Origin of the sequence: Klebsiella pneumoniae, assembly GCF_000742135.1 — a bacterium.
Classification (GTDB): domain Bacteria; phylum Pseudomonadota; class Gammaproteobacteria; order Enterobacterales; family Enterobacteriaceae; genus Klebsiella; species Klebsiella pneumoniae.
Genome location: NZ_KN046818.1, coordinates 596,035 through 621,440 on the forward strand (window position 1 = coordinate 596,035; position 25,406 = coordinate 621,440).

Sequence of the window (25,406 nt, forward strand, 5' to 3'; positions counted from 1 at the left end):
GTACAAAAAATGACTGCGCGGACTTTAATTGTATTATTTTGTTACATTCATCAGGTTAATTGCTGAATTAACACTCATTTTGTACGCGCCACGCTTTCTTCCCCGTCATATCCCGCGCCTGGCCAGTCCCTCTGCCAGCAACAGGTACTGTTAACGGCCGGCATAATGGCCTAAAATGCCGCTCGCGTCGCAAACTGACACTTTATATTTTCCCGCCGAAGATATTCTGTTGTTTATAACTGTTACGAGTTTGTTGGTTATTTTCTTACACGTATTCATAACGTTAATTTGCCTCGCCTGTTGATGATTTTTTCATCAGGGCTAATGTCGGCTGTAAATAATGGGTTTTTGAGCTCCGTTGGCATCCGTGCTGGCTTGACAAGCTTTTCCTCCGCTCCGTAAACTCCTTCTGGTGGGAATTTGTGGGGTAAAGTGGCGAAAAGGGGTGAGGCTGGCATGTTCCGTGGAGCAACGTTAGTCAATCTCGACAGCAAAGGCCGCCTGGCCGTGCCAACGCGCTATCGCGAAGGGCTGATCGAGGACGCTGCCGGTCAATTGGTATGCACCATTGACATTCATCACCCGTGCCTGCTGCTTTATCCATTGCCTGAATGGGAAGTCATCGAGCAGAAATTGTCGCGTTTATCGAGCATGAATCCCGTTGAGCGGCGCGTACAGCGTTTGCTTTTGGGTCATGCCAGCGAATGTCAGATGGATAATGCCGGCCGCTTGCTGATTGCGCCGGTGTTACGGCAGCATGCCGGGCTGACAAAAGAAGTGATGCTGGTCGGGCAGTTTAATAAATTTGAACTGTGGGATGAAACGACCTGGTATCAACGGGTCAAGGAAGATATCGACGCTGAGCAGTCCGCGACCGGTGAACTGTCGGAGCGCCTGCAGGATTTGTCCTTATAAAAATGATGGAAAATTATAAACATACTACGGTACTTCTGGATGAAGCCGTCAACGGCCTCAATATTCGTCCAGACGGTATCTATATTGATGGTACTTTTGGCCGCGGCGGTCACTCGCGCCTGATCCTCTCCCGGCTGGGTGCGGAAGGACGCTTGCTGGCTATCGATCGCGACCCGCAGGCGATTGCCGTCGCGCAAACCATCGATGACCCCCGCTTTTCCATCGTACATGGTCCCTTTTCACAACTCGCTGAGTACGTCGGCGAGCGCAATCTTACCGGTAAGATCGACGGCATTCTGCTCGATCTCGGCGTCTCTTCCCCGCAGCTTGACGATGCGGAACGCGGCTTTTCCTTTATGCGTGACGGGCCGCTGGATATGCGCATGGATCCGACGCGCGGTCAGTCCGCGGCCGAATGGCTGCAGACGGCTGAAGAAGACGATATCGCCTGGGTGATTAAAACCTTTGGCGAAGAGCGTTTCGGCAAACGTATCGCCCGCGCGATCGTCGAACGTAATCGCATTCAGCCGATGACCCGTACCAAAGAGCTGGCGGAAGTCATCGCCGCGGCGATGCCGGTAAAAGATAAGCACAAACATCCCGCGACCCGTACCTTCCAGGCGGTGCGCATATGGGTAAACAGTGAACTGGAGGAGATAGAGCAGGCGCTAAAAAGCTCGCTCAGCGTGCTGGCCCCGGGTGGGCGGCTGTCGATCATTAGTTTTCATTCGCTGGAAGATCGCATTGTGAAGCGCTTTATGCGTGAGCAAAGCCGCGGTCCGCAGGTTCCGGCGGGAATACCGATGACCGAAGCGCAGCTCAAAAAACTGGGCGGCCGTGAGTTGCGAGCACTAGGCAAGTTGATGCCGGGCGAAGAAGAGGTGGCAGAGAATCCACGCGCCCGTAGTTCAGTGCTGCGTATCGCAGAGAGGACGAACGCATGATCGGCAGAGTGACAGAGGCCTTAAGCAAGGTTAAAGGGTCGATTGGAAGCAACGAGCGCCATGCTTTGCCTGGCGTGATCGGGGACGACCTTCTGCGGTTTGGGAAACTGCCACTCTGCCTGTTCATTTGCATCATTATTACGGCGATTACCGTGGTCACCACTGCGCATCACACGCGCCTGTTGACCGCGCAGCGTGAACAGCTGGTTCTGGAGCGCGACGCCCTGGATATTGAGTGGCGCAACCTGATCCTCGAAGAGAACGCGCTCGGCGATCACAGTCGGGTTGAGCGGATCGCGACCGAGAAGTTACAGATGCAACACGTCGATCCATCACAAGAAAATATCGTTGTACAGAAATAAGGATTATTGCGACGGATGAAAGCAGCGCCAAAAACGCCTAAAGCAAAACGTCAGGAAGAACAGGCCAACTTTATCAGTTGGCGTTTTGCGTTGCTGTGCGGCTGTATTCTGCTGGCGCTGGCTTTTCTGCTGGGTCGCGTCGCCTGGCTACAGGTGATCAGCCCCGATATGCTGGTGCGCCAGGGCGATATGCGTTCTCTGCGCGTACAGGAAGTGTCCACCGCGCGCGGGATGATTACCGATCGCTCCGGACGTCCGCTGGCGGTCAGCGTGCCGGTGAAGGCTATCTGGGCCGACCCGAAAGAGCTCCATGACGCCGGCGGGGTTACCCTGGATACGCGCTGGAAAGCGCTGGCGGATGCCCTCAATATGCCGCTGGATCAGCTGGCGACGCGCATCAATACCAATCCGCGGATGCGGTTTATCTATCTGGCGCGTCAGGTTAACCCTGACATGGCCGATTACATCAAGAAGCTGAAGCTGCCGGGCATTCATCTGCGCGAAGAATCCCGTCGTTACTACCCTTCCGGGGAAGTAACCGCTCACCTCATCGGCTTTACCAACGTCGATAGCCAGGGGATTGAAGGGGTTGAGAAAAGCTTTGATAAATGGCTTACCGGTCAGCCGGGCGAGCGTATCGTACGTAAAGACCGCTATGGCCGGGTAATTGAAGACATCTCTTCTACCGATAGCCAGGCAGCGCACAACCTGGCGCTGAGTATCGACGAACGCCTGCAGGCGCTGGTCTATCGCGAGCTAAACAACGCCGTGGCCTTTAACAAAGCCGAGTCGGGCAGCGCCGTGTTAGTGGATGTTAACACCGGTGAAGTGCTGGCGATGGCCAACAGCCCATCCTATAACCCGAACAACTTCGCCGGTACGGCAAAAGACACCATGCGTAACCGTGCGATTACCGACGTGTTTGAGCCGGGTTCGACGGTGAAACCGATGGTGGTCATGACGGCGCTGCAGCGCGGTATCGTCAACGAAAATACCGTGCTCAATACCGTGCCTTATCGAATTAACGGCCACGAAATCAAAGACGTGGCGCGCTACAGCGAATTGACCCTGACCGGGGTGCTACAGAAGTCGAGTAACGTCGGTGTTTCTAAGCTGGCGTTAGCGATGCCGTCCTCAGCGTTAGTAGATACTTACTCACGTTTTGGGCTTGGAAAGGCGACCAATTTGGGGTTGGTCGGAGAACGCAGTGGCTTATATCCTCAAAAACAACGGTGGTCTGACATAGAGAGGGCCACCTTTTCTTTCGGCTATGGGCTAATGGTAACCCCGTTACAGTTAGCGCGAGTCTACGCAACGATTGGCAGCTATGGCATCTATCGCCCGTTGTCGATTACCAAGGTTGATCCTCCGGTTCCGGGCGAGCGCGTCTTCCCGGAATCACTCGTTCGTACCGTCGTTCATATGATGGAAAGCGTGGCGCTGCCCGGCGGCGGCGGTGTGAAAGCGGCGATCAAAGGCTATCGCATCGCGATTAAAACCGGTACGGCGAAAAAAGTGGGGCCGGATGGCCGCTATATCAACAAATATATTGCTTACACCGCAGGCGTTGCGCCCGCCAGCCATCCGCGCTTCGCGCTGGTGGTGGTGATCAACGACCCGCAGGCAGGTAAATACTACGGTGGCGCCGTTTCCGCGCCGGTCTTCGGTGCCATCATGGGCGGCGTATTGCGCACCATGAACATCGAGCCGGATGCGCTGGCAACGGGCGAAAAAAGTGAATTTGTAATTAATCAAGGCGAGGGAACAGGTGGCAGATCGTAATTTGCGCGACCTACTCGCTCCATGGGTGCCAAACGCACCGGAGCGCATTCTGCGAGAGATGACGCTGGACAGCCGGGTGGCTGCTTCCGGCGATCTCTTTATCGCGGTACAGGGTCATCAGGCGGACGGGCGTCGTTATATCCCGCAGGCGATAGCGCAAGGTGTGGCTGCCATTATTGCTGAAGCGCAGGGCGAAGCTAAAGACGGTGAGATCCGTGAAATGCACGGCGTGCCGGTTATCTACCTGAGCCAGCTTAACGAACGCTTATCGGCGCTGGCCGGGCGTTTTTATCATCAGCCGTCGCAGCAGCTGCGTCTGGTGGGCGTCACCGGCACCAACGGGAAAACCACCACCACTCAGCTGCTGGCGCAGTGGGCAAAGCTGCTCGGTGAAACCAGCGCGGTGATGGGGACCGTCGGTAACGGTCTGCTGGATAAAGTCGTTCCAACTGAAAACACCACCGGTTCCGCGGTGGACGTTCAACATGTGCTCTCCAGTCTGGTCGGGCAGGGGGCTACCTTCGGCGCGATGGAAGTCTCCTCCCACGGTCTGGTACAGCACCGCGTAGCGGCCCTGCAGTTTGCCGCCTCGGTGTTTACCAATCTCAGCCGCGATCATCTCGACTACCATGGCGACATGGAGCACTACGAAGCGGCGAAATGGCTGCTGTACTCCACCCATCATTGCGGTCAGGCCATCGTCAATGCTGACGATGAAGTCGGTCGTCGCTGGCTGGCAAAACTGCCGGACGCGGTGGCGGTATCGATGGAAGATCATATCAACCCGAATTGCCACGGCCGCTGGCTAAAGGCCACCGCGGTGAACTATCACGACAGCGGGGCGACCATCCAGTTTGACTCCAGCTGGGGCAAGGGCGAAATCGAAAGCCGCCTGATGGGCGCATTTAACGTCAGCAACCTGCTGCTGGCGCTGGCCACGCTGCTGGCGCTGGGCTATCCGCTGGCCGATCTGCTGAAGAGCGCAGCGCGTTTACAGCCGGTGTGCGGCCGTATGGAAGTGTTCAGCGCGCCGGGTAAACCTGCCGTGGTGGTAGATTATGCCCATACGCCTGACGCGCTGGAAAAAGCGCTGCAGGCGGCACGCCTGCACTGCAGCGGCAAGCTGTGGTGCGTCTTCGGCTGCGGCGGCGACCGCGACAAAGGTAAACGTCCGTTGATGGGCGCTATCGCGGAAGAGTTTGCCGACATCGTGGTCGTTACTGACGATAACCCGCGCACCGAAGAGCCGCGGGCGATTATCAACGATATTCTGGCCGGCATGCTCGATGCAGGTCAGGCGAAGGTGATGGAAGGCCGCGCGGAAGCGGTGACCAACGCCGTGATGCAGGCGAAAGAGAACGACGTGGTGCTGGTGGCGGGTAAAGGCCATGAAGATTACCAGATCGTCGGCAACCGCCGTCTGGATTATTCCGACCGCGTGACCGTCGCGCGTCTGCTGGGAGCGGTAGCATGATTCGCTTTACGTTAAGTCAACTTGCCGCGATCGCCCATGGCGAACGGCAGGGTAGCGATGTCGCTATCGACGAGGTGACCACCGATACCCGTAAAGTGACGACGGGCTGCCTGTTTGTGGCGCTGAAAGGGGAGCGTTTCGACGCCCATGATTTTGCCGAACAGGCGAAAGCGGCGGGCGCCGGCGCGCTGCTGGTGAGTCGTCCGCTGGCCTGCGATCTCCCGCAGGTGATTGTGAACGATACCCGGCAGGCTTTCGGTGAGTTAGCCGCCTGGGTGCGTCAGCAGGTGCCGACTCGCGTCGTCGCCCTGACCGGCTCGTCCGGTAAAACCTCGGTTAAAGAGATGACCGCGGCGATCCTCAGCCAGTGCGGCAACACGCTGTATACCGCCGGCAACCTGAACAACGATATCGGCGTCCCGATGACGCTGCTGCGGCTGACCAAAGAGCATCAGTACGCGGTGATCGAACTCGGCGCCAACCACCAGGGCGAAATCGCCTGGACCGTCAGCCTGACGCGTCCGGAAGCGGCGCTGGTCAACAACCTTGCTGCGGCGCACCTGGAAGGTTTCGGTTCGCTGGCGGGCGTGGCGAAGGCGAAGGGCGAAATCTATACCGGTCTGCCGGAAAATGGCATCGCCATCCTCAATGCCGACAATAACGACTGGCTGAACTGGCAGGCGGTGATTGGCGATCGCAAAGTGTGGCGCTTCTCGCCGAACGCGGCGAACAGCGATTTCACGGCGACCAACGTGCAGATCACCAGCCACGGCACCGAATTTACGCTGCAGACCCCAACCGGCAACGTTGACGTACTGCTGCCGCTGCCGGGACGCCACAACATCGCTAATGCGCTGGCCGCCACTTCGCTGGCGATGGCGGTAGGCGCCGATTTGGCGGCGGTGAAAGCCGGACTGGCGCAGCTGCAGGCCGTTCCGGGACGTCTGTTCCCGATCCGGCTGACCGAGAGCCAGCTGCTGCTGGATGATTCCTATAACGCTAACGTTGGTTCGATGACCGCGGCGGTGCAGGTGCTGTCAGAGATGCCCGGCTTTCGCACGATGGTGGTCGGCGATATGGCAGAGCTTGGCGCGGAGAGCGCGGCCTGCCATCGCGAAGTCGGCGAAGCGGCGAAAGCGGCGGGTCTGGATTGCGTCCTCAGCGTCGGCGCCTTGAGCGCGGATATCAGCCGCGCCAGCGGCGTGGGCGAACATTTTAACGATAAAGCCGCCGTGGTGGCTCGCCTGCGCGAGCTGCTGGCGGAGCACAAAATAATGACCATTTTAGTGAAGGGTTCACGTAGTGCCGCCATGGAAGAGGTAGTACGCGCATTACAGGAGACTGGGACATGTTAGTATGGCTGGCCGAACACTTGGTCAAATATTATTCCGGCTTTAACGTCTTTTCATATCTGACGTTTCGCGCCATCGTCAGCCTGCTGACCGCGCTGTTCATCTCGTTGTGGATGGGCCCGCGCATGATCGCCCGTCTGCAAAAACTCGCCTTTGGCCAGGTCGTACGTAACGACGGCCCGGAGTCTCATTTCAGTAAACGCGGTACTCCGACCATGGGCGGGATCATGATCCTTACCGCGATCACCGTTTCCGTTCTGCTGTGGGCCTATCCATCTAACCCGTACGTCTGGTGCGTACTGACGGTATTAATCGGCTACGGCATCATCGGTTTCGTTGATGATTACCGTAAAGTCGTGCGCAAAGATACCAAAGGCCTGATCGCCCGCTGGAAGTATTTCTGGATGTCGGTGATCGCCCTGGGCGTGGCCTTCGCGCTGTATCTGGCGGGGAAAGATACCCCGGCAACCGAGCTGGTGGTGCCGTTCTTTAAAGACGTAATGCCGCAGCTGGGGCTGTTCTATATCTTGCTGGCCTACTTCGTTATCGTCGGTACCGGCAACGCCGTCAACCTGACCGACGGCCTCGACGGCCTGGCGATTATGCCGACCGTTTTCGTCGCGGCAGGCTTTGCGCTGGTGGCATGGGCCACCGGCAACATGAATTTCGCCAACTACCTGCATATCCCGTATCTGCGCCACGCCGGCGAGCTGGTGATCGTCTGTACGGCGATTGTCGGGGCGGGGCTGGGCTTCCTGTGGTTCAACACCTACCCGGCGCAAGTCTTTATGGGCGACGTCGGTTCACTGGCGCTCGGCGGCGCGTTGGGCATTATCGCCGTGCTGCTGCGTCAGGAGTTCCTGCTGGTGATCATGGGCGGGGTTTTCGTGGTGGAAACGCTGTCGGTTATTCTGCAGGTCGGCTCCTTTAAGCTGCGCGGTCAGCGCATCTTCCGCATGGCGCCGATCCACCACCACTATGAACTGAAAGGCTGGCCGGAGCCGCGCGTTATCGTGCGCTTCTGGATTATTTCGCTGATGCTGGTGCTGATTGGCCTGGCGACGCTGAAGGTACGTTAATCATGGCAGATTATCAGGGTAAAAAAGTCGTCATAATTGGGCTGGGCATGACCGGCCTGTCATGCGTGGACTTTTTCATGGCGCGCGGCGTAACCCCGCGCGTGATGGACACCCGCGTCGCGCCTCCGGGGCTGGATAAATTACCCGAATCGGTCGAATGCCATGTCGGCGGACTCAATGATACCTGGCTGCTGGCGGCGGACCTGATTGTCGCCAGTCCGGGGATTGCGCTGGCCCATCCTTCGCTCAGCGCAGCGGCCGACGCTGGCGTAGAGATCGTTGGCGATATCGAACTGTTCTGCCGCGAAGCGCAGGCGCCGATTATCGCCATTACCGGTTCTAACGGCAAAAGCACTGTTACTACCCTGGTGGGCGAGATGGCGAAAGCCGCTGGAGTTAACGTCGGCGTGGGCGGCAATATCGGCCTGCCGGCGCTGATGTTGCTGGACACCGATCGAGAGCTGTATGTGCTGGAGCTCTCCAGCTTCCAGCTGGAAACCACCTCCAGCCTGCAGGCGGTGGCGGCAACCATCCTCAACGTGACTGAGGACCATATGGACCGCTACCCGCTGGGGCTGCAGCAGTATCGCGCGGCGAAGCTGCGGATTTACGAGAATGCGAAGACCTGCGTGGTGAATGCGGACGATGCGCTCACCATGCCGGTACGCGGGGCGGACGAACGCTGCATTAGCTTTGGCGTCGATGTCGGTGACTACCACCTTAACCGCCAGCAGGGCGAAACCTGGCTGCGCGTTAAAGGTGAGAAAGTCCTCAATGTGAAAGAGATGCCTCTCACCGGTCAGCATAACTACAGCAACGCCCTGGCGGCGCTGGCGCTGGCCGATGCCGCAGGTCTGCCGCGGGCCAGCAGCCTGAAGGCGCTGACCACCTTTACCGGTCTGGCGCACCGTTTCCAGTTGGTGCTGGAACACAACGGCGTACGCTGGATTAACGACTCGAAGGCGACCAACGTCGGCAGCACCGAGGCGGCGCTGAACGGCCTGCAGCTGGACGGCACGCTCTATCTGCTGCTGGGCGGCGACGGCAAGTCCGCTGATTTTACCCCGCTGAAGCGCTACCTCGGCGGCGATCGTATTCGCCTGTACTGCTTTGGTCGCGATGGCGCCGAGCTCGCTGAGCTGCGTCCTGAGGTGGCGGTACAAACTGAGACTATGGAACAGGCGATGCGTCAGATTGCTCCCCTGGTGAAAGCGGGGGACATGGTGCTCCTGTCGCCGGCCTGCGCCAGCCTGGATCAGTTTAAGAACTTTGAACAACGGGGCGAGATGTTTGCCCGTCTGGCGAAGGAGTTAGGTTGATGCGTTTCTCTCTCCCACGCCTGAGAATGCCGCAGCTGAGCCTGCCTCGGCTGAGACTGCCGCGATTGCCGGGGATGTTTATTTTCGCCTGGCTATTCGCTGCGCTGAAAGGCTGGGTGATGGGCTCGCGCCCGAAAGATAACGACAGTCTGGTGATGTATGACCGGATGCTGCTATGGCTGACCTTCGGCCTGGCGGCGATCGGCTTTATTATGGTGACCTCGGCGTCGATGCCGGTCGGACAGCGCCTGGCGAACGATCCTTTCCTCTTCGCCAAGCGTGACGGCCTGTACATTGTGCTGGCCTTCGCGCTGGCGATGATTACGCTACGTCTGCCGATGGATTTCTGGCAGCGCCACAGTACCGCGATGCTGATCGCCTCGATCGTCATGCTGCTGATCGTACTGGTAGTAGGCAGCTCGGTAAACGGCGCATCGCGCTGGATAGCCCTTGGTCCGCTGCGTATTCAGCCGGCGGAGTTCACCAAGCTGTCGCTGTTCTGCTACATCGCCAACTATCTGGTGCGTAAAGCCGACGAAGTGCGTAACAACCTGCGCGGCTTCTTAAAACCGATGGGCGTGATTTTCGTACTGGCCATCCTGCTGCTGGCGCAGCCTGACCTCGGTACCGTGGTGGTCCTGTTCGTCACCACGCTGGCGATGCTGTTTCTCGCCGGCGCGAAGCTGTGGCAGTTCATCGCCATTATCGGCATGGGTATTTCGGCGGTGGTCCTGCTGATCCTCGCCGAACCATACCGTATTCGCCGCGTGACCTCCTTCTGGAACCCGTGGGAAGACCCGTTCGGCAGCGGCTACCAGCTGACCCAGTCGCTGATGGCTTTCGGCCGCGGCGAGATGTGGGGACAGGGCCTCGGCAACTCGGTGCAAAAACTGGAGTATTTACCGGAAGCGCACACTGACTTTATCTTCGCCATTATCGGCGAAGAACTCGGTTATATCGGTGTGGTACTGGCGCTTTTAATGGTATTCTTCGTCGCTTTCCGCGCCATGTCGATTGGCCGTAAAGCGCTGGAGATCGATCATCGCTTTTCCGGCTTCCTCGCCTGTGCGATTGGTATCTGGTTTAGCTTCCAGGCGTTAGTTAACGTCGGCGCGGCGGCGGGGATGCTGCCGACGAAAGGTCTGACGCTGCCGCTGATCAGTTATGGTGGTTCCAGTCTGTTGATTATGTCGACGGCCATTATGTTGTTGTTGCGAATTGATTATGAAACGCGTCTGGAAAAAGCCCAGGCGTTTACACGGGGTGTGCGATGAGCGGTCAGGAAAAGCGGTTGATGGTGATGGCGGGCGGTACCGGCGGGCATGTGTTCCCGGGACTGGCGGTCGCGCACCATTTAATGGACCAGGGCTGGCAGGTTCGCTGGCTGGGTACCGCCGATCGTATGGAAGCGGATTTAGTGCCGAAAAACGGCATCGAAATTGATTTTATCCGCATCTCCGGCCTGCGTGGCAAAGGTATCAAAGCGCAGCTACTGGCGCCGGTGCGTATCTTTAACGCCTGGCGTCAGGCGCGGGCGATCATGAAGCGTTTCCAGCCGGACGTGGTGCTGGGCATGGGCGGCTATGTTTCCGGGCCTGGCGGTCTGGCGGCGTGGTCGCTGGGGATCCCGGTGGTTCTCCACGAGCAAAACGGCATTGCCGGCCTGACTAACAAGTGGCTGGCGAAGATTGCGAAGAAAGTGATGCAGGCGTTTCCCGGCGCGTTCCCGCATGCGGACGTCGTTGGGAACCCGGTGCGCACCGATGTACTGGCGCTGCCGCTGCCAGGTCAGCGTCTGGTTGGCCGTCAGGGGCCGATTCGCGTGCTGGTGGTCGGTGGCTCTCAGGGCGCGCGCGTCCTGAACCAGACGATGCCGCAGGTGGCGGCGAAGCTCGGCGCTACGGTGACCATCTGGCATCAAAGCGGCAAAGGCGGCCAGCAAACCGTGCAGCAGGCCTATGCCGCCGCCGGACAGCCGCAGCATAAAGTGACGGAATTTATTGATGACATGGCCGCGGCGTATGCCTGGGCAGATGTTGTGGTTTGCCGTTCCGGCGCGCTGACGGTTAGCGAAATCGCGGCCGCAGGTTTACCAGCGCTGTTTGTCCCGTTCCAGCACAAAGATCGTCAGCAGTACTGGAATGCGCTGCCGCTGGAGAAAGCCGGCGCGGCGAAAATTCTTGAACAGCCTGAGTTCACGGTAGAGGCGGTTGCCTCTACCCTGGCGAGCTGGGATCGGGAAACCTTGCTGGATATGGCGGAACGAGCGCGTGGCGCTTCGATTCCGGACGCTACCGAGCGGGTAGCAGAAGAGGTCAGCGCCGTAGCTTTGGCGCGCTAATTGCGGTGATTTTCACCGCCCGAATACAGAAGTTGATGGCGTAAAGAATGAATACACAAGATTTGGCAAAACTGCGTTCCATAGTGCCCGAGATGCGTCGCGTTCGGCACATTCACTTTGTCGGCATCGGCGGTGCCGGTATGGGCGGTATTGCCGAAGTGTTGGCTAACGAAGGTTACCAGATCAGCGGCTCCGACCTGGCGCCGAATCCGGTGACCCAGCAGCTGTCGCAGCTTGGCGCCACCATTTATTTCAACCATCGCCCGGAAAACGTGCGTGATGCCAGCGTGGTTGTCGTTTCCAGCGCGATTTCGGCAGATAACCCGGAAATCGTTGCCGCGCATGAGGCGCGTATCCCGGTGATCCGTCGTGCCGAAATGCTGGCGGAACTTATGCGCTTTCGCCACGGGATCGCCATTGCCGGGACCCACGGCAAAACCACCACCACCGCGATGGTATCCAGCATTTACGCCGAGGCCGGGCTGGACCCGACCTTCGTCAACGGCGGACTGGTAAAAGCGGCGGGCGTACATGCCCGTCTTGGCCATAGCCGTTACCTGATCGCGGAAGCGGATGAGAGCGACGCGTCGTTTCTGCATCTGCAGCCGATGGTGGCCATTGTCACCAACATCGAAGCCGATCACATGGATACCTACCATGGCGACTTTGAGAATCTGAAGCAGACCTTTATCAACTTCCTGCACAACCTGCCGTTCTACGGACGCGCGGTGATGTGCGTGGACGATCCGGTGATCCGGGAATTGCTGCCGCGCGTTGGCCGGCAGATCACCACCTATGGTTTTAGCGACGACGCCGACGTGCGCGTCGAGGACTATCGTCAGGTTGGGGCGCAGGGGCATTTCCGCCTGGTACGCCAGGATAAAGCGATCCTGCAGGTGACGCTCAATGCCCCGGGACGCCATAACGCGCTGAACGCGGCGGCGGCCGTCGCCGTGGCGACGGAAGAGGGGATTGACGATCGGGCTATTCTGCGCGCACTGGAGAGCTTCCAGGGAACAGGACGCCGCTTTGATTTTCTTGGCGAGTTTCCGCTGGCCGAAGTCAACGGCAAACCGGGCAGCGCGATGCTGATCGATGATTACGGTCACCACCCGACGGAAGTGGACGCCACCATTAAAGCAGCGCGCGCCGGCTGGCCGGATAAAAACCTGGTGATGGTATTCCAGCCGCACCGTTATACCCGTACCCGCGATCTGTATGATGATTTTGCCAACGTGCTGACCCAGGTGGATGCCCTGCTGATGCTGGACGTATATCCGGCGGGCGAAGCGCCGATCCCGGGCGCCGACAGCCGCTCGCTGTGCCGCACCATTCGAGGTCGCGGGAAAGTGGATCCGATCCTGGTGCCCGATTCGGCCCAGGCCGCGGAGATGCTGGCGTCAGTCCTGACCGGCAACGATTTAGTACTGGTGCAGGGCGCCGGTAACATCGGTAAAATCGCCCGCCACCTGGCTGAAATCAAACTGATCCCGCAAAAAACGGAGGAGGAGCGCCATGGCTGATAAAATCGCGGTGCTTTTCGGTGGAACCTCCGCTGAACGTGAAGTGTCGCTGAATTCAGGCGCGGCGGTGCTGGCCGGGCTGCGTGAAGGCGGGGTGGACGCCCATCCGGTCGACCCGCGCGATGTTGATATTACCCAGCTAAAAAAGCAGGGCTTTAAGAAAGCGTTTATTGCCCTCCACGGCCGCGGCGGGGAAGATGGCACTCTGCAGGGGCTGCTGGAGTTAATCCAGCTGCCTTATACCGGCAGCGGCGTGATGGCTTCGGCGATTTCAATGGATAAACTGCGCAGCAAGTGGCTGTGGCAGGGCGCCGGATTACCGGTCGCGCCGTGGGTGGCGCTGACCCGCGCCCAGTTTGCCGCCGGGCTGTCTACTGACGTCGAACAGCAAATTGCGGCGCTGGGTCTGCCGGTCATCATCAAGCCGAGCCGTGAAGGCTCCAGCGTCGGGATGTCGAAAGTCAGCGAAAGTTGTGATTTAGCAAGTGCATTGGCGTTGGCTTTTCAGCATGATGATGAAGTTTTGGTCGAAAAATGGCTCAGTGGACCGGAATTTACCGTCGCCATAGTCGGTGAAGAAATTTTACCGTCAATACGTATCCAGGCCGCGGGAACCTTCTATGATTATGAGGCGAAGTATCTCTCTGATGAGACGCAATATTTCTGCCCAGGATTTGAAGATCCCGCGCGTGAGTCAGCTATTCAGAACCTGGTGCTTAAAGCCTGGAATGTTCTGGGTTGCAAAGGCTGGGGCCGTATTGACGTGATGCTGGACAGCGATGGCCAGTTTTATCTGCTGGAAGCGAATACTTCCCCGGGCATGACCAGCCATAGCCTTGTGCCAATGGCGGCGCGTCAGGCAGGAATGAGCTTCTCCCAGCTTGTTGTACGAATTCTGGACCTGGCGGGGTGATATGTCGCAGGCTGCGCTGAATACGCGGAACCATGAAGAAGAGGCTTCTTCTTCGCGTCGGAGTAATGGAACGCGGCTGGCAGGGATCGTTTTCCTGCTGGCGGTGCTGTTTACCGTGCTGGTCAGCGGGTGGATGGTTCTTGGCTGGATGGAAGATGCGCAGCGCTTACCGCTGTCGAAGATGGTGGTGACCGGCGAGCGTCACTATACGCGCAATGATGACATCCGTCAGGCGATCCTGGCGCTGGGTTCGCCGGGTACCTTTATGACTCAGGATGTGAACATCATCCAGAGCCAGATTGAACGTCTGCCGTGGATTAAGCAGGCGAGCGTCCGAAAGCAGTGGCCCGATGAATTGAAGATTCATCTGGTTGAATATGTGCCGATTGCGCGCTGGAATGATCAACATATGGTGGATGCAGAAGGAAATGCCTTCAGCGTGCCGGCGGATCGCACCAGCAAACAGAATTTACCGATGTTATACGGTCCCGAAGGCAGCGAGAACGAAGTGCTGCAGGGGTATCGTGACATGGGGCAGGTGCTGGCAAAGGATAAATTCACGTTGAAAGTGGCGGCGATGACCGCCCGTCGCTCCTGGCAGTTGACGCTTAATAATGACATCAAGCTCAACCTTGGCCGTGGCGATACCATGAAACGGCTTCAGCGCTTTATGGAACTCTACCCGGTTCTTCAGCAGCAGGCGCAGACCGACGGCAAACGGATTAGCTACGTTGATTTGCGTTATGACTCGGGTGCGGCAGTGGGCTGGGTACCTGCTCCCGCAGAGGAAACTAATCAACAACAGAATCAGGCACAGGCAGAACAACAATGATCAAGGCGACGGACAGAAAACTGGTAGTTGGACTGGAGATTGGCACCGCCAAGGTGGCCGCTTTAGTAGGGGAAGTTCTGCCCGACGGCATGATCAATATCATCGGCGTGGGCAGTTGCCCATCGCGTGGTATGGATAAAGGCGGTGTGAACGACCTCGAGTCGGTGGTGAAATGCGTACAGCGCGCCATCGACCAGGCTGAACTGATGGCCGATTGCCAGATTTCATCAGTTTATTTGGCACTTTCGGGTAAACATATAAGCTGTCAGAATGAAATCGGGATGGTACCGATTTCGGAAGAAGAAGTGACGCAGGACGACGTCGAGAACGTGGTCCACACCGCGAAGTCGGTTCGCGTTCGCGATGAACATCGTGTCCTGCACGTGATTCCGCAGGAATATGCTATCGACTACCAGGAAGGGATTAAAAACCCGGTAGGGCTGTCCGGCGTGCGTATGCAGGCGAAGGTGCATCTGATCACCTGCCATAACGATATGGCAAAAAACATTGTTAAAGCAGTGGAACGTTGTGGTCTGAAAGTTGACCAACTTATTTTCGCCGGGTTAGCGGCCAGTTATTCGGTATTAACAGAAGACGAACGTGAGCTGGGCGTCTGCGTTGTGGATATCGGCGGTGGTACAATGGATATCGCCGTCTACACCGGCGGCGCATTGCGTCACACCAAAGTGATCCCGTATGCCGGCAACGTGGTGACCAGCGATATCGCCTATGCCTTCGGTACGCCGCCGAGCGATGCCGAAGCGATTAAGGTTCGTCACGGATGCGCATTGGGTTCCATCGTCGGTAAAGACGAAAACGTCGAAGTACCGAGCGTCGGTGGACGTCCTCCGCGTAGCCTGCAGCGTCAGACGTTGGCAGAGGTGATTGAACCGCGCTATACCGAGCTGCTTAACCTGGTCAATGAAGAGATCCTGCAGCTGCAGGAACAGCTCCGCCAGCAGGGTGTTAAACATCATCTGGCGGCAGGGATTGTGTTAACCGGCGGCGCGGCGCAAATTGAAGGTCTGGCGGCCTGTGCGCAGCGCGTGTTCCATACTCAGGTGCGCATTGGCGCGCCGCTGAACATCACCGGTTTAACCGACTATGCCCAGGAGCCGTATTATTCAACGGCGGTGGGGCTGCTGCACTACGGAAAAGAGTCACATCTCAGTGGTGAAGCGGAAGTAGAAAAACGCGTGACGGCCTCAGTGGGCTCGTGGATTAAGCGACTCAACAGCTGGCTGCGAAAAGAGTTTTAATTTTTTAAGAGAACGCAGACAATTAGCGTTCTCAGGCGACAGGCACAAGACGGAGAGAAACTATGTTTGAACCTATGGAACTGACCAACGACGCGGTGATTAAAGTCATCGGCGTCGGTGGCGGCGGCGGTAACGCCGTTGAACACATGGTGCGCGAGCGCATTGAGGGTGTTGAATTCTTCGCGGTAAACACCGATGCGCAGGCGCTGCGTAAGACGGCGGTTGGCCAGACTATCCAGATCGGTAGCGGTATTACCAAAGGTCTGGGCGCGGGCGCGAACCCGGAAGTCGGCCGTAACGCGGCTGATGAAGACCGTGAAGCGCTGCGCGCAGCCCTTGATGGCGCAGACATGGTGTTCATCGCGGCAGGCATGGGCGGCGGTACCGGTACCGGCGCGGCGCCCGTAGTCGCGGAAGTGGCGAAGGATCTGGGGATCCTCACCGTTGCGGTGGTCACTAAGCCGTTTAATTTTGAAGGTAAGAAGCGCATGGCGTTCGCTGAGCAGGGGATCACCGAGCTGTCCAAGCACGTTGACTCACTGATCACCATCCCGAACGACAAGCTGCTGAAGGTCCTGGGTCGTGGAATTTCCCTGCTCGACGCATTCGGCGCGGCAAACGACGTCCTGAAAGGCGCGGTGCAGGGTATCGCCGAACTGATCACCCGTCCGGGTCTGATGAACGTCGACTTCGCGGACGTCCGTACCGTGATGTCTGAAATGGGCTACGCGATGATGGGCTCCGGTGTGGCGAGCGGTGAAGACCGTGCGGAAGAAGCGGCTGAAATGGCTATCTCTTCTCCGCTGCTGGAAGATATCGACCTGTCAGGCGCGCGCGGCGTGCTGGTCAACATTACTGCGGGCTTCGACCTGCGTCTGGACGAGTTCGAAACTGTGGGTAACACCATCCGTGCTTTTGCCTCGGATAATGCGACCGTGGTTATCGGTACCTCTCTGGACCCGGATATGAACGACGAGCTGCGCGTGACCGTAGTGGCGACCGGTATTGGCATGGATAAGCGTCCGGAAATCACCCTGGTAACCAACAAGCAGGTTCAGCAGCCGGTGATGGATCGTTACCAGCAGCATGGTATGTCGCCGCTGACGCAAGAGCAGAAGCCGGCAGCCAAAGTGGTGAACGACAATACGCCGCAAACCGCGAAAGAGCCGGATTATCTGGATATCCCAGCCTTCCTGCGTAAGCAAGCCGATTAAGAATCGACTGGAAGTTGGGCATCTGCGCTCTTTGTGCTAAACTGGCCTCCCGATAGTGGTGTACACTTCGGTTGGATAGGTAAATTGGCGAGATTATACGATGATCAAACAAAGGACTCTTAAACGTATCGTTCAGGCGACTGGCGTCGGTTTGCATACCGGCAAGAAAGTCACTCTGACGTTACGCCCTGCGCCGGCAAATACCGGGGTCATCTATCGTCGCACCGACTTGAATCCACCGGTAGATTTTCCGGCTGATGCCAAATCTGTGCGTGATACCATGCTCTGTACTTGCCTGGTTAATGAGCATGACGTGCGGATTTCTACGGTTGAACACCTGAACGCCGCATTGGCTGGCCTGGGTATCGACAACATTATTGTTGAAGTCGATGCGCCGGAAATCCCGATTATGGACGGCAGTGCGGCTCCGTTCGTTTATCTGTTGCTGGATGCCGGCATTGATGAACTGAACTGCGCCAAGAAATTTGTACGTATCAAAGAGACGGTTCGCGTCGAAGATGGCGACAAATGGGCTGAATTCAAACCGTACAATGGTTTTTCGCTGGACTTCACCATCGATTTTAACCATCCAGCGATTGATGCCAGCACCCAGCGCTATACGCTGAACTTCTCGGTCGATGCGTTCATGCGTCAGATTAGCCGTGCGCGTACCTTCGGTTTTATGCGCGATATCGAATATCTGCAGTCCCGCGGCCTGTGCCTGGGCGGCAGCTTCGATTGTGCCATCGTTGTTGACGATTATCGCGTACTGAACGAAGACGGTCTGCGCTTTGAAGACGAATTTGTTCGCCACAAAATGCTGGATGCGATCGGTGACCTGTTTATGTGTGGTCACAACATTATCGGCGCATTCACGGCGTACAAATCGGGTCACGCGTTGAACAACAAACTGCTGCAGGCGGTTCTGGCAAAACAGGAAGCCTGGGAGTATGTGACCTTCGAAGACGACGCAAAACTGCCAATGGCGTTCCGCGCACCGTCGATGGTTCTGGCGTAAGCCTGACCATTCAGTAAATTCGACTGGTAACCTGGTACTCTCTCCGACCAGGGAGCCAGTCGTTTTTCTTTTATAGCACCCTCCAGTTATTTTCGCTGCGATCCCTGGATAATAATTAGCGTGCGTTCGCTGCTTTATTAAGCGTTTTCGCCGGGCAATCGCCTTCATTCATGCTGCCTCAGGCCGGTATTAATGTTAGTATTTGAGCGCAAAATTATTTCTCAGGGTTGCTTTACCCCGTGGACATCAGGTTGTCCTGCGAAAAACATCAATAAAGAGACAGCCTGAACGACGACGGGTCTAGCAAAGAAAGGTAATGAACGTGAGTGGATTACTGACGCGCTGGCGACAGTTTGGCAGACGGTATTTTTGGCCGCATCTCCTGTTGGGGATGGTCGCGGCCAGCCTCGGCCTGCCTGCGCTAAGCAACGGTCACGAGACCGCGGCGCCAGCGAAGGCGACCGCCAGCAATCACAATCCGAGCAAGGTTAATTTCTCTCAGCTGGCGCTTCTGGAGACGAATCGCCGGCCCAGCTTTACCGTCGACTACTGGCATCAGCACGCTATTCGCACCGTTATTCGTCATCTCTCCTTCGCCATGGCGCCGCAGGCGCTGCCGGTCGCGGAAGAAACTTCCCCGCTGCAGGCTCAGCATCTGGCGCTGCTCGACACCCTCAGCGCGCTGCTGACGCAGGACAGCACGCCGCCGGTGGTGATCCGCCAGGCGGGTTACATCCCTTCTTCATATTCTGCCTTCCGCGTCAGCGCCTGGATAAGCCAGGTGGCGGGGATCCGCGCAGGGCCTCAACGTCTCAGCTGAAAATAACCACGGACCATCCTATTTTTTGTGACTCCGCACCGCGGGGCGTTTGAGATTTTATTATGCTTATCAAAATGTTAACCAAGGTTTTCGGCAGCCGTAACGACCGTACGCTGCGTCGTATGCGCAAAGTCGTCAATATCATCAACGGCATGGAACCGGCGATGGAAAAACTCTCTGATGACGAGCTGAAAGCGAAAACCGCTGAATTCCGCGCGCGCCTGGAAAAAGGCGAAACGCTGGAAAGCCTGATCCCTGAAGCTTTCGCCGTCGTTCGCGAAGCCAGTAAGCGCGTATTCGGCATGCGCCACTTCGACGTCCAGCTGCTGGGTGGTATGGTGCTTAACGATCGCTGCATCGCCGAGATGCGTACCGGTGAAGGTAAAACCCTGACCGCGACCCTGCCGGCGTACCTCAACGCGCTAACCGGCAAAGGCGTTCACGTAGTGACCGTCAACGACTATCTGGCCCAGCGTGACGCCGAAAATAACCGCCCGCTGTTTGAATTCCTGGGCATGACAGTTGGCATCAACATGTCCGGCCTGCCGGCGCCGGCGAAGCGTGAAGCTTACGCTGCCGATATCACCTATGGCACCAACAACGAATACGGCTTCGACTACCTGCGCGACAACATGGCCTTCAGCCCGGAAGAGCGCGTTCAGCGTAAACTGCACTATGCGCTGGTGGATGAGGTGGACTCCATCCTGATCGATGAGGCGCGTACGCCGCTGATCATTTCCGGCCCGGCGGAAGACAGCTCTGAAATGTACCGCAAGGTAAACAAAATCATCCCGCATCTGATCCGCCAGGAAAAAGAGGATTCGGATACTTTCACTGGCGAAGGCCACTTCTCGGTGGATGAAAAAGCGCGTCAGGTTAACCTGACCGAACGTGGTCTGGTGCTGATTGAAGAGCTGCTGGTACAGGAAGGCATTATGGATGAAGGTGAGTCCCTGTACTCTCCAACCAACATTATGCTGATGCACCACGTTACCGCCGCGCTGCGCGCCCATGCGCTGTTCACCCGCGACGTTGACTACATTGTCAAAGATGGCGAAGTTATCATCGTCGATGAGCACACTGGCCGTACGATGCAGGGCCGCCGCTGGTCCGATGGTCTGCACCAGGCCGTTGAGGCCAAAGAGGGCGTGGAGATCCAAAACGAGAACCAGACTCTGGCCTCTATCACCTTCCAGAACTACTTCCGTCTGTACGAGAAGCTGGCGGGGATGACCGGTACAGCCGATACCGAAGCCTTTGAATTCAGCTCTATCTATAAGCTGGATACCGTGGTTGTACCGACCAACCGTCCGATGATCCGTAAAGACATGGCGGATCTGGTCTATATGACCGAAGCGGAAAAAATTCAGGCAATTATCGAAGATATCAAAACTCGTACCGCTGCCGGTCAGCCGGTGCTGGTGGGGACTATCTCGATCGAAAAATCTGAAGTGGTTTCCCGTGAACTGACTAAAGCCGGCATCAAGCACAACGTCCTGAACGCCAAATTCCACGCCAGCGAGGCGGATATCGTCGCCCAGGCGGGCTACCCTTCCGCGGTGACCATCGCCACCAACATGGCGGGTCGTGGTACCGATATTATGCTCGGCGGTAGCTGGCAGGCGGAAGTCGCTGCGCTGGAAAACCCAACGCCAGAGCAGATTGAGAAAATCAAAGCCGACTGGCAGGTACGCCACGATGCGGTACTGGCCGCAGGCGGTCTGCACATCATCGGTACCGAGCGTCATGAATCTCGCCGTATCGATAACCAGCTGCGCGGCCGTGCTGGTCGTCAGGGGGATGCCGGTTCTTCCCGCTTCTACCTGTCAATGGAAGATGCCCTGATGCGTATCTTCGCCTCCGATCGCGTGTCTGGCATGATGCGTAAACTGGGAATGAAACCGGGTGAGGCGATTGAGCACCCGTGGGTCACCAAGGCGATCGCCAACGCCCAGCGTAAAGTGGAAAGCCGTAACTTCGATATCCGTAAGCAGCTGCTGGAATATGATGATGTGGCCAACGACCAGCGCCGGGCGATCTACACCCAGCGTAACGAGCTGCTGGACGTGTCTGACGTCAGCGAAACCATCAACAGCATCCGCGAAGACGTCTTTAAGGCGACGATCGATGCCCATATTCCGCCGCAGTCGCTGGAGGAGATGTGGGATATCGAAGGTCTGCAGGAGCGTCTGAAAAACGACTTCGACCTCGACCTGCCAATCAAAGAGTGGCTGGATAAAGAGCCGGAGCTGCATGAAGAGACCCTGCGCGAACGTATTCTGCAGAGCGCGGTAGAAACCTACCAGCGTAAAGAAGAAGTGGTCGGCGCCGAGATGATGCGCCACTTCGAGAAAGGCGTGATGCTGCAGACTCTGGATTCGCTGTGGAAAGAGCACCTGGCGGCGATGGATTACCTGCGCCAGGGTATCCACCTGCGCGGCTATGCGCAGAAAGATCCGAAGCAGGAGTACAAGCGCGAATCGTTCTCAATGTTTGCCGCGATGCTGGAGTCACTGAAGTATGAAGTGATCAGCACCCTGAGCAAAGTCCAGGTGCGGATGCCGGAAGAAGTCGAGGCGATGGAACAGCAGCGTCGTGAAGAGGCCGAGCGCCTGGCGCAGATGCAGCAGCTCAGCCATCAGAGCGATGATGAAGCCGCAGCCCAGGATCTGGCGGCGCAAACCGGCGAACGTAAAGTGGGCCGTAACGATCCGTGCCCGTGCGGCTCCGGCAAAAAGTACAAACAGTGCCACGGCCGTCTGAGCTAAGGTCTGATAAAACAAACAAAGGCGCAGAGTTCTGCGCCTTTTTTATGGAGCGCATTCAATGAAAAAACTGCAAATCGCCGTCGGGATAATTCGCAATCCGCAAGGCGAAATCTTTATTACCCAGCGCGCCGCCGATGCCCATATGGCGAATAAGCTGGAGTTCCCGGGCGGGAAAATTGAATCTGATGAGACGCCTGAGCAGGCGCTAATCCGCGAACTGCAGGAGGAGGTTGGGATTACGGTCACCGCCTCTTCGCTCTTTGATAAGCTGGAGTATCAGTTCCCCGATCGCCATATTACGCTGTGGTTTTTCCTCGTGGAAAGTTGGCAAGGCGAGCCGTGGGGTAAAGAAGGGCAGCCGGGTCGGTGGATGGCGGGACCAACGTTGGATCCGGCGGCGTTTCCTCCGGCGAATGAACCGGTTATCAGCAAACTTATCGCCCAGGGCTGAGCCCCGGGTCGCGAGGCTAACCCGCCAGGCGCCGGGTTAGCTTGCCATCAAATCAGGGTTGCTGCTCGCTCCAGTCATCGCTATCGGAGAGATCCCCCGCGCTGGGGATGCGCTTCTCTTCCGCAGCCCATTCTCCCAGATCGATCAGTTGGCAGCGCTTGCTACAGAACGGACGAAACGGACTCTGCTCGCCCCACACCACAGTTTTGCCGCAGGTCGGGCAGTTGACGATAGTCTCTTCTGACATGTTATCTCCTTAACAGCAGGCCAGTTCAAAATCAAAGCGCTCCGGCACGATCCCATATTCACTGTCCAGCGCCAGGAAACGGATGGCGAAACGGCTCTTATGGCCGGAAATTTGCGGATAAAGCTGGTGAGCCAGATCGAGACGCAGGCGCAGCAGATCGGCATCTTCGCCATTATCCTGATAAAAGCCGTTGAGGCTGGTCTGTTTGCGGAACAGCGCGGAGTTGCGGATAAGATCGAGGATCAGGCTCAGGGACTGGACCAGCGGATCGAGGCTGGCAAGCCAGCTGGCCACCTGCTCATCGCGATGCGCCTGTGGCATATGGAGCCAGATATGCAGGGTCGGTAAATCGAAGCTGCAGCAGCCGCCAGGAATACTCAGGCGCTGACGCACCAGCGCAATCAGGCGATCTTCACGCAGAAACTGACCAATGCGCGGCGCGGCCATCAGGGTGCTGGAGGACTGCTTCAACTGGTGGCGCAGCTCGTTAATGCGCTCCTGATCGACGCCCGGCACTTCTGCCCATGACTGGAGCTTACGCTGCTGGCGTTCCAGCTCTTTAACCAGGTCAGTGCGCACCTCGCCGCGCTCCAGGACATCCAGCAGATCGCCGGCGTTACGGAAAAAATGGAGCGCATCGGCATGGCTGGCAATCTGCGGACGGAAAGCCATCTGCTGGATCAGAAATTCGATGCGCAGCCAGGTGCGCATTTTCTCATTAAGAGGATGTTCAAACAGAACGGGGGTATGCATTACGAGTTTTCCTGTGAGGCGGCCTGCGATGCCAGCGTTAAATACTTTTCGTGCAGGCGGGCAACATCCGATGCCACTGCATCCGGCGTGCCAGTGTTTTCAATAACATCGTCCGCGACGGCCAGGCGCTGCTGGCGCGTGGCCTGGGCGGCAAGAATATGTTCAGCATGTTCGCGGCTGACCTTATCGCGCAGCATGGTGCGTTCGATTTGCGTCTCTTTCGGCACATCGACGACCAGTACGCGATCGGCCTGGCCGGACAGGCGGTTTTCGACCAGCAAAGGTACGACCCAGAGGAGATAAGGGGAGGTGGCGGCCTGCATCTGGCGGCGCGTTTCCTGCTGAATCAGCGGGTGCAACAGCGCATTGAGCCAGGCTTTTTCCTCCACGTGAGCAAAAATTTTTTCCCGCAGCAGGCGGCGGTTCAGCGTGCCGTCGGGGGCAATCATCTGTGGTCCAAAGTGGCCGACAATGGCCTGGAGCGCCGGGGTACCGGGCTCGACCACCTGACGGGCGATAACATCGGCATCGATAACCTTAACCCCAAGCTGCGCGAAGGCGTCGGCGACCGTACTTTTACCGCTGCCGATCCCGCCTGTTAACGCGACTGTGTACCCCATATCTTCTGACCCTGAAACGGATTGCTCGTATTTTTTGCAGGCAGACAGCGATGACTGGCAGCGCGCCGGGGAGGCGACAGTGAGCATGTCGTGAGGACCCCGCGCCAACCGGGATCGCCGTCCGCTATACTGTTTGTTTTAATCAAGCAAATCAAATGGTTAAAAACAATACTCCGGCAGGGGAAGGCATAGGCGCCTTTTTCTCCATTCACCAGGTAAATTTATACGATTGTAGCGTAAAAAAAGTGAAAATCGCAGTCTTGCGCGGGCCTGATTCGCGCGTATGATAACGTCACTGGAGTTGTGCTCTCACATTCATGCCATTAACCCCAGGAATTCGCACATGCGTATTGAAGAAGATCTGAAGCTTGGTTTCAAAGACGTTCTTATCCGCCCGAAACGCTCTACCCTCAAAAGCCGTTCTGATGTTGAGCTGGAACGTGAATTCACCTTTAAACATTCAGGCCTGACCTGGTCCGGCGTGCCGATTATTGCGGCTAACATGGATACCGTCGGCACCTTCAGCATGGCTAAAGCGCTGGCCACTTTTGGTATTCTGACCGCGGTACATAAGCACTACACCGCTGAAGAATGGCTGGCGTTTACCCAGGGCGCATCCGCAGACGTACTCAAGCATGTGATGGTTTCCACCGGCACGTCCGATGCGGATTTCGAAAAAACCCAGCAGATCCTCTCTCAGAACCCACAGCTGAATTTTGTGTGTATCGACGTCGCCAACGGCTACTCCGAGCACTTTGTACAGTTCGTGGCGAAGGCGCGCGAAGCCTGGCCGCAAAAAACTATCATCGCCGGGAACGTGGTCACCGGTGAAATGTGCGAAGAGCTGATCCTCTCCGGCGCCGATATCGTCAAAGTTGGCATCGGCCCGGGATCCGTCTGCACCACCCGCGTTAAGACCGGGGTCGGCTATCCGCAGCTCTCCGCCGTGATTGAGTGTGCCGATGCGGCGCACGGCCTTGGCGGCCAGATCATCAGCGACGGCGGTTGCACCATGCCGGGCGATGTGGCGAAAGCCTTCGGCGGCGGCGCTGATTTCGTGATGCTTGGCGGCATGCTGGCGGGCCATGAAGAGAGCGGCGGAACCATCGTTGAAGAAAACGGAGAGAAATTCATGCTGTTCTACGGCATGAGCTCCGAGTCGGCGATGACCCGCCATGTGGGCGGTGTCGCGAAATACCGCGCGGCGGAAGGCAAAACCGTTAAGCTGCCTTTGCGTGGACCAGTGGAGAATACCGCACGTGATATTCTCGGCGGCCTGCGTTCTGCCTGCACCTACGTTGGCGCCTCGCGTCTGAAAGAGCTGACCAAGCGTACGACCTTTATCCGCGTTCAGGAACAAGAGAACCGGGTATTCAATAGCCTGTAATCGGCTGCACTGGCGCCTGCGTGGCGCCAGTGT

23 protein-coding genes are annotated in these 25,406 nt (G+C 57.5%); 20 read left to right on the forward strand and 3 right to left on the reverse strand.

Annotation, left to right across the window (positions count from 1 at the left end):
• The first annotated feature begins 456 nt into the window (after window positions 1–456).
• The 19 genes from mraZ to mutT all read left to right on the forward strand — a co-directional run bounded on the left by mraZ (window position 457) and on the right by mutT (window position 22,366).
• Window positions 457–915, forward strand: a complete 459-nt coding sequence (gene mraZ, locus DR88_RS22145) for a division/cell wall cluster transcriptional repressor MraZ (RefSeq protein ID WP_002888541.1) — start codon at window positions 457–459, stop codon at window positions 913–915.
• Window positions 916–917: 2 nt separating this feature from the next.
• Window positions 918–1,859: a 16S rRNA (cytosine(1402)-N(4))-methyltransferase RsmH gene (gene rsmH, locus DR88_RS22140; RefSeq protein ID WP_002888547.1), complete on the forward strand. Its 942-nt coding sequence runs from the start codon at window positions 918–920 to the stop codon at window positions 1,857–1,859.
• A complete protein-coding gene (ftsL, locus tag DR88_RS22135) occupies window positions 1,856–2,221 on the forward strand; it encodes a cell division protein FtsL (RefSeq protein WP_002888550.1) in 366 nt (121 codons plus the stop codon). Before rsmH ends, ftsL begins: the two co-directional genes overlap by 4 nt.
• Before the next feature lie 15 nt (window positions 2,222–2,236).
• Window positions 2,237–4,003: a peptidoglycan DD-transpeptidase PBP3 gene (gene ftsI / locus DR88_RS22130; RefSeq protein ID WP_002888559.1), complete on the forward strand. Its 1,767-nt coding sequence runs from the start codon at window positions 2,237–2,239 to the stop codon at window positions 4,001–4,003.
• On the forward strand, window positions 3,990–5,477 hold the full coding sequence (gene murE / locus DR88_RS22125; protein WP_004147071.1) for a UDP-N-acetylmuramoyl-L-alanyl-D-glutamate--2,6-diaminopimelate ligase: 1,488 nt from the start codon (window positions 3,990–3,992) through the stop codon (window positions 5,475–5,477). The genes ftsI and murE overlap by 14 nt, the downstream gene beginning before the upstream one ends.
• Window positions 5,474–6,832, forward strand: a complete 1,359-nt coding sequence (gene murF / locus DR88_RS22120) for a UDP-N-acetylmuramoyl-tripeptide--D-alanyl-D-alanine ligase (RefSeq protein ID WP_004147073.1) — start codon at window positions 5,474–5,476, stop codon at window positions 6,830–6,832. The genes murE and murF overlap by 4 nt, the downstream gene beginning before the upstream one ends.
• The gene (gene mraY, locus DR88_RS22115) at window positions 6,826–7,908 is read left to right on the forward strand and encodes a phospho-N-acetylmuramoyl-pentapeptide-transferase (RefSeq protein ID WP_002888562.1); all 1,083 of its coding nucleotides are present in this window, start codon (window positions 6,826–6,828) and stop codon (window positions 7,906–7,908) included. Before murF ends, mraY begins: the two co-directional genes overlap by 7 nt.
• Window positions 7,909–7,910: 2 nt before the next feature.
• Window positions 7,911–9,227 carry a UDP-N-acetylmuramoyl-L-alanine--D-glutamate ligase gene (gene murD / locus DR88_RS22110; protein ID WP_004147075.1) on the forward strand — a complete coding sequence of 439 codons (1,317 nt, stop codon included), beginning with the start codon at window positions 7,911–7,913 and terminating at the stop codon, window positions 9,225–9,227.
• The gene (gene ftsW / locus DR88_RS22105; protein WP_002888565.1) at window positions 9,227–10,501 is read left to right on the forward strand and encodes a cell division protein FtsW; all 1,275 of its coding nucleotides are present in this window, start codon (window positions 9,227–9,229) and stop codon (window positions 10,499–10,501) included. Before murD ends, ftsW begins: the two co-directional genes overlap by 1 nt.
• On the forward strand, window positions 10,498–11,568 hold the full coding sequence (gene murG, locus DR88_RS22100) for an undecaprenyldiphospho-muramoylpentapeptide beta-N-acetylglucosaminyltransferase (protein WP_002888566.1): 1,071 nt from the start codon (window positions 10,498–10,500) through the stop codon (window positions 11,566–11,568). Before ftsW ends, murG begins: the two co-directional genes overlap by 4 nt.
• Window positions 11,569–11,615: 47 nt before the next feature.
• Entirely contained in the window at window positions 11,616–13,091 is a 1,476-nt protein-coding gene (gene murC, locus DR88_RS22095) for a UDP-N-acetylmuramate--L-alanine ligase (RefSeq protein ID WP_004145947.1), read from the forward strand.
• Entirely contained in the window at window positions 13,084–14,004 is a 921-nt protein-coding gene (locus DR88_RS22090) for a D-alanine--D-alanine ligase (RefSeq protein WP_002888623.1), read from the forward strand. Before murC ends, DR88_RS22090 begins: the two co-directional genes overlap by 8 nt.
• Window position 14,005: 1 nt before the next feature.
• The gene (ftsQ, locus tag DR88_RS22085; protein ID WP_002888624.1) at window positions 14,006–14,836 is read left to right on the forward strand and encodes a cell division protein FtsQ; all 831 of its coding nucleotides are present in this window, start codon (window positions 14,006–14,008) and stop codon (window positions 14,834–14,836) included.
• Window positions 14,833–16,095 carry a cell division protein FtsA gene (gene ftsA, locus DR88_RS22080; protein WP_002888625.1) on the forward strand — a complete coding sequence of 421 codons (1,263 nt, stop codon included), beginning with the start codon at window positions 14,833–14,835 and terminating at the stop codon, window positions 16,093–16,095. Before ftsQ ends, ftsA begins: the two co-directional genes overlap by 4 nt.
• Window positions 16,096–16,157: 62 nt before the next feature.
• On the forward strand, window positions 16,158–17,309 hold the full coding sequence (gene ftsZ, locus DR88_RS22075) for a cell division protein FtsZ (protein ID WP_002888628.1): 1,152 nt from the start codon (window positions 16,158–16,160) through the stop codon (window positions 17,307–17,309).
• A 100-nt stretch (window positions 17,310–17,409) separates the two neighbouring features.
• A complete protein-coding gene (lpxC, locus tag DR88_RS22070) occupies window positions 17,410–18,327 on the forward strand; it encodes a UDP-3-O-acyl-N-acetylglucosamine deacetylase (protein WP_025860643.1) in 918 nt (305 codons plus the stop codon).
• 322 nt (window positions 18,328–18,649) lie between these two features.
• Entirely contained in the window at window positions 18,650–19,147 is a 498-nt protein-coding gene (gene secM, locus DR88_RS22065; protein ID WP_002888635.1) for a secA translation cis-regulator SecM, read from the forward strand.
• Window positions 19,148–19,209: 62 nt separating this feature from the next.
• Complete coding sequence (secA, locus tag DR88_RS22060; RefSeq protein WP_002888638.1) at window positions 19,210–21,915, forward strand: preprotein translocase subunit SecA; 2,706 nt, start codon at window positions 19,210–19,212, stop codon at window positions 21,913–21,915.
• Window positions 21,916–21,973: 58 nt separating this feature from the next.
• Window positions 21,974–22,366 (forward strand): 8-oxo-dGTP diphosphatase MutT, encoded by a 393-nt coding sequence (gene mutT, locus DR88_RS22055; RefSeq protein WP_002888641.1) that lies wholly within the window; start codon window positions 21,974–21,976, stop codon window positions 22,364–22,366.
• Window positions 22,367–22,418: 52 nt separating this feature from the next.
• Here the strand turns inward: mutT and yacG are convergent, their stop codons facing one another.
• From yacG to coaE, 3 genes are read right to left on the reverse strand one after another with little or no spacing between them, the layout of a single operon-like run.
• Window positions 22,419–22,613 carry a DNA gyrase inhibitor YacG gene (yacG, locus tag DR88_RS22050; RefSeq protein WP_002888644.1) on the reverse strand — a complete coding sequence of 65 codons (195 nt, stop codon included), beginning with the start codon at window positions 22,611–22,613 and terminating at the stop codon, window positions 22,419–22,421.
• 9 nt (window positions 22,614–22,622) lie between these two features.
• A complete protein-coding gene (zapD, locus tag DR88_RS22045) occupies window positions 22,623–23,366 on the reverse strand; it encodes a cell division protein ZapD (RefSeq protein WP_004178596.1) in 744 nt (247 codons plus the stop codon).
• Window positions 23,366–23,986, reverse strand: coding sequence for a dephospho-CoA kinase (coaE, locus tag DR88_RS22040; protein ID WP_002888649.1), 621 nt, complete (start codon window positions 23,984–23,986; stop codon window positions 23,366–23,368). Before coaE ends, zapD begins: the two co-directional genes overlap by 1 nt.
• A gap of 343 nt (window positions 23,987–24,329) precedes the next feature.
• On the opposite strand from coaE, the gene DR88_RS22035 reads away from it, so the two are divergent.
• The gene (locus tag DR88_RS22035) at window positions 24,330–25,373 is read left to right on the forward strand and encodes a GMP reductase (protein ID WP_004145938.1); all 1,044 of its coding nucleotides are present in this window, start codon (window positions 24,330–24,332) and stop codon (window positions 25,371–25,373) included.
• Window positions 25,374–25,406 lie beyond the last annotated feature (33 nt).

What these genes read in the sequence shown, in the direction of transcription:
- mraZ (WP_002888541.1), top strand. Translation starts at nt 457, where the DNA reads ATGTTCCGTGGAGCAACGTTAGTCAATCTCGACAGCAAAGGCCGCCTG.
- rsmH (WP_002888547.1), top strand. Translation starts at nt 918, where the DNA reads ATGATGGAAAATTATAAACATACTACGGTACTTCTGGATGAAGCCGTC.
- ftsL (WP_002888550.1), top strand. Translation starts at nt 1,856, where the DNA reads ATGATCGGCAGAGTGACAGAGGCCTTAAGCAAGGTTAAAGGGTCGATT.
- ftsI (WP_002888559.1), top strand. Translation starts at nt 2,237, where the DNA reads ATGAAAGCAGCGCCAAAAACGCCTAAAGCAAAACGTCAGGAAGAACAG.
- murF (WP_004147073.1), top strand. Translation starts at nt 5,474, where the DNA reads ATGATTCGCTTTACGTTAAGTCAACTTGCCGCGATCGCCCATGGCGAA.
- mraY (WP_002888562.1), top strand. Translation starts at nt 6,826, where the DNA reads ATGTTAGTATGGCTGGCCGAACACTTGGTCAAATATTATTCCGGCTTT.
- murD (WP_004147075.1), top strand. Translation starts at nt 7,911, where the DNA reads ATGGCAGATTATCAGGGTAAAAAAGTCGTCATAATTGGGCTGGGCATG.
- ftsW (WP_002888565.1), top strand. Translation starts at nt 9,227, where the DNA reads ATGCGTTTCTCTCTCCCACGCCTGAGAATGCCGCAGCTGAGCCTGCCT.
- murG (WP_002888566.1), top strand. Translation starts at nt 10,498, where the DNA reads ATGAGCGGTCAGGAAAAGCGGTTGATGGTGATGGCGGGCGGTACCGGC.
- murC (WP_004145947.1), top strand. Translation starts at nt 11,616, where the DNA reads ATGAATACACAAGATTTGGCAAAACTGCGTTCCATAGTGCCCGAGATG.
- DR88_RS22090 (WP_002888623.1), top strand. Translation starts at nt 13,084, where the DNA reads ATGGCTGATAAAATCGCGGTGCTTTTCGGTGGAACCTCCGCTGAACGT.
- ftsQ (WP_002888624.1), top strand. Translation starts at nt 14,006, where the DNA reads ATGTCGCAGGCTGCGCTGAATACGCGGAACCATGAAGAAGAGGCTTCT.
- ftsA (WP_002888625.1), top strand. Translation starts at nt 14,833, where the DNA reads ATGATCAAGGCGACGGACAGAAAACTGGTAGTTGGACTGGAGATTGGC.
- ftsZ (WP_002888628.1), top strand. Translation starts at nt 16,158, where the DNA reads ATGTTTGAACCTATGGAACTGACCAACGACGCGGTGATTAAAGTCATC.
- lpxC (WP_025860643.1), top strand. Translation starts at nt 17,410, where the DNA reads ATGATCAAACAAAGGACTCTTAAACGTATCGTTCAGGCGACTGGCGTC.
- secA (WP_002888638.1), top strand. Translation starts at nt 19,210, where the DNA reads ATGCTTATCAAAATGTTAACCAAGGTTTTCGGCAGCCGTAACGACCGT.
- mutT (WP_002888641.1), top strand. Translation starts at nt 21,974, where the DNA reads ATGAAAAAACTGCAAATCGCCGTCGGGATAATTCGCAATCCGCAAGGC.
- yacG (WP_002888644.1), bottom strand. Translation starts at nt 22,613, where the DNA reads ATGTCAGAAGAGACTATCGTCAACTGCCCGACCTGCGGCAAAACTGTG.
- zapD (WP_004178596.1), bottom strand. Translation starts at nt 23,366, where the DNA reads ATGCATACCCCCGTTCTGTTTGAACATCCTCTTAATGAGAAAATGCGC.
- coaE (WP_002888649.1), bottom strand. Translation starts at nt 23,986, where the DNA reads ATGGGGTACACAGTCGCGTTAACAGGCGGGATCGGCAGCGGTAAAAGT.
- DR88_RS22035 (WP_004145938.1), top strand. Translation starts at nt 24,330, where the DNA reads ATGCGTATTGAAGAAGATCTGAAGCTTGGTTTCAAAGACGTTCTTATC.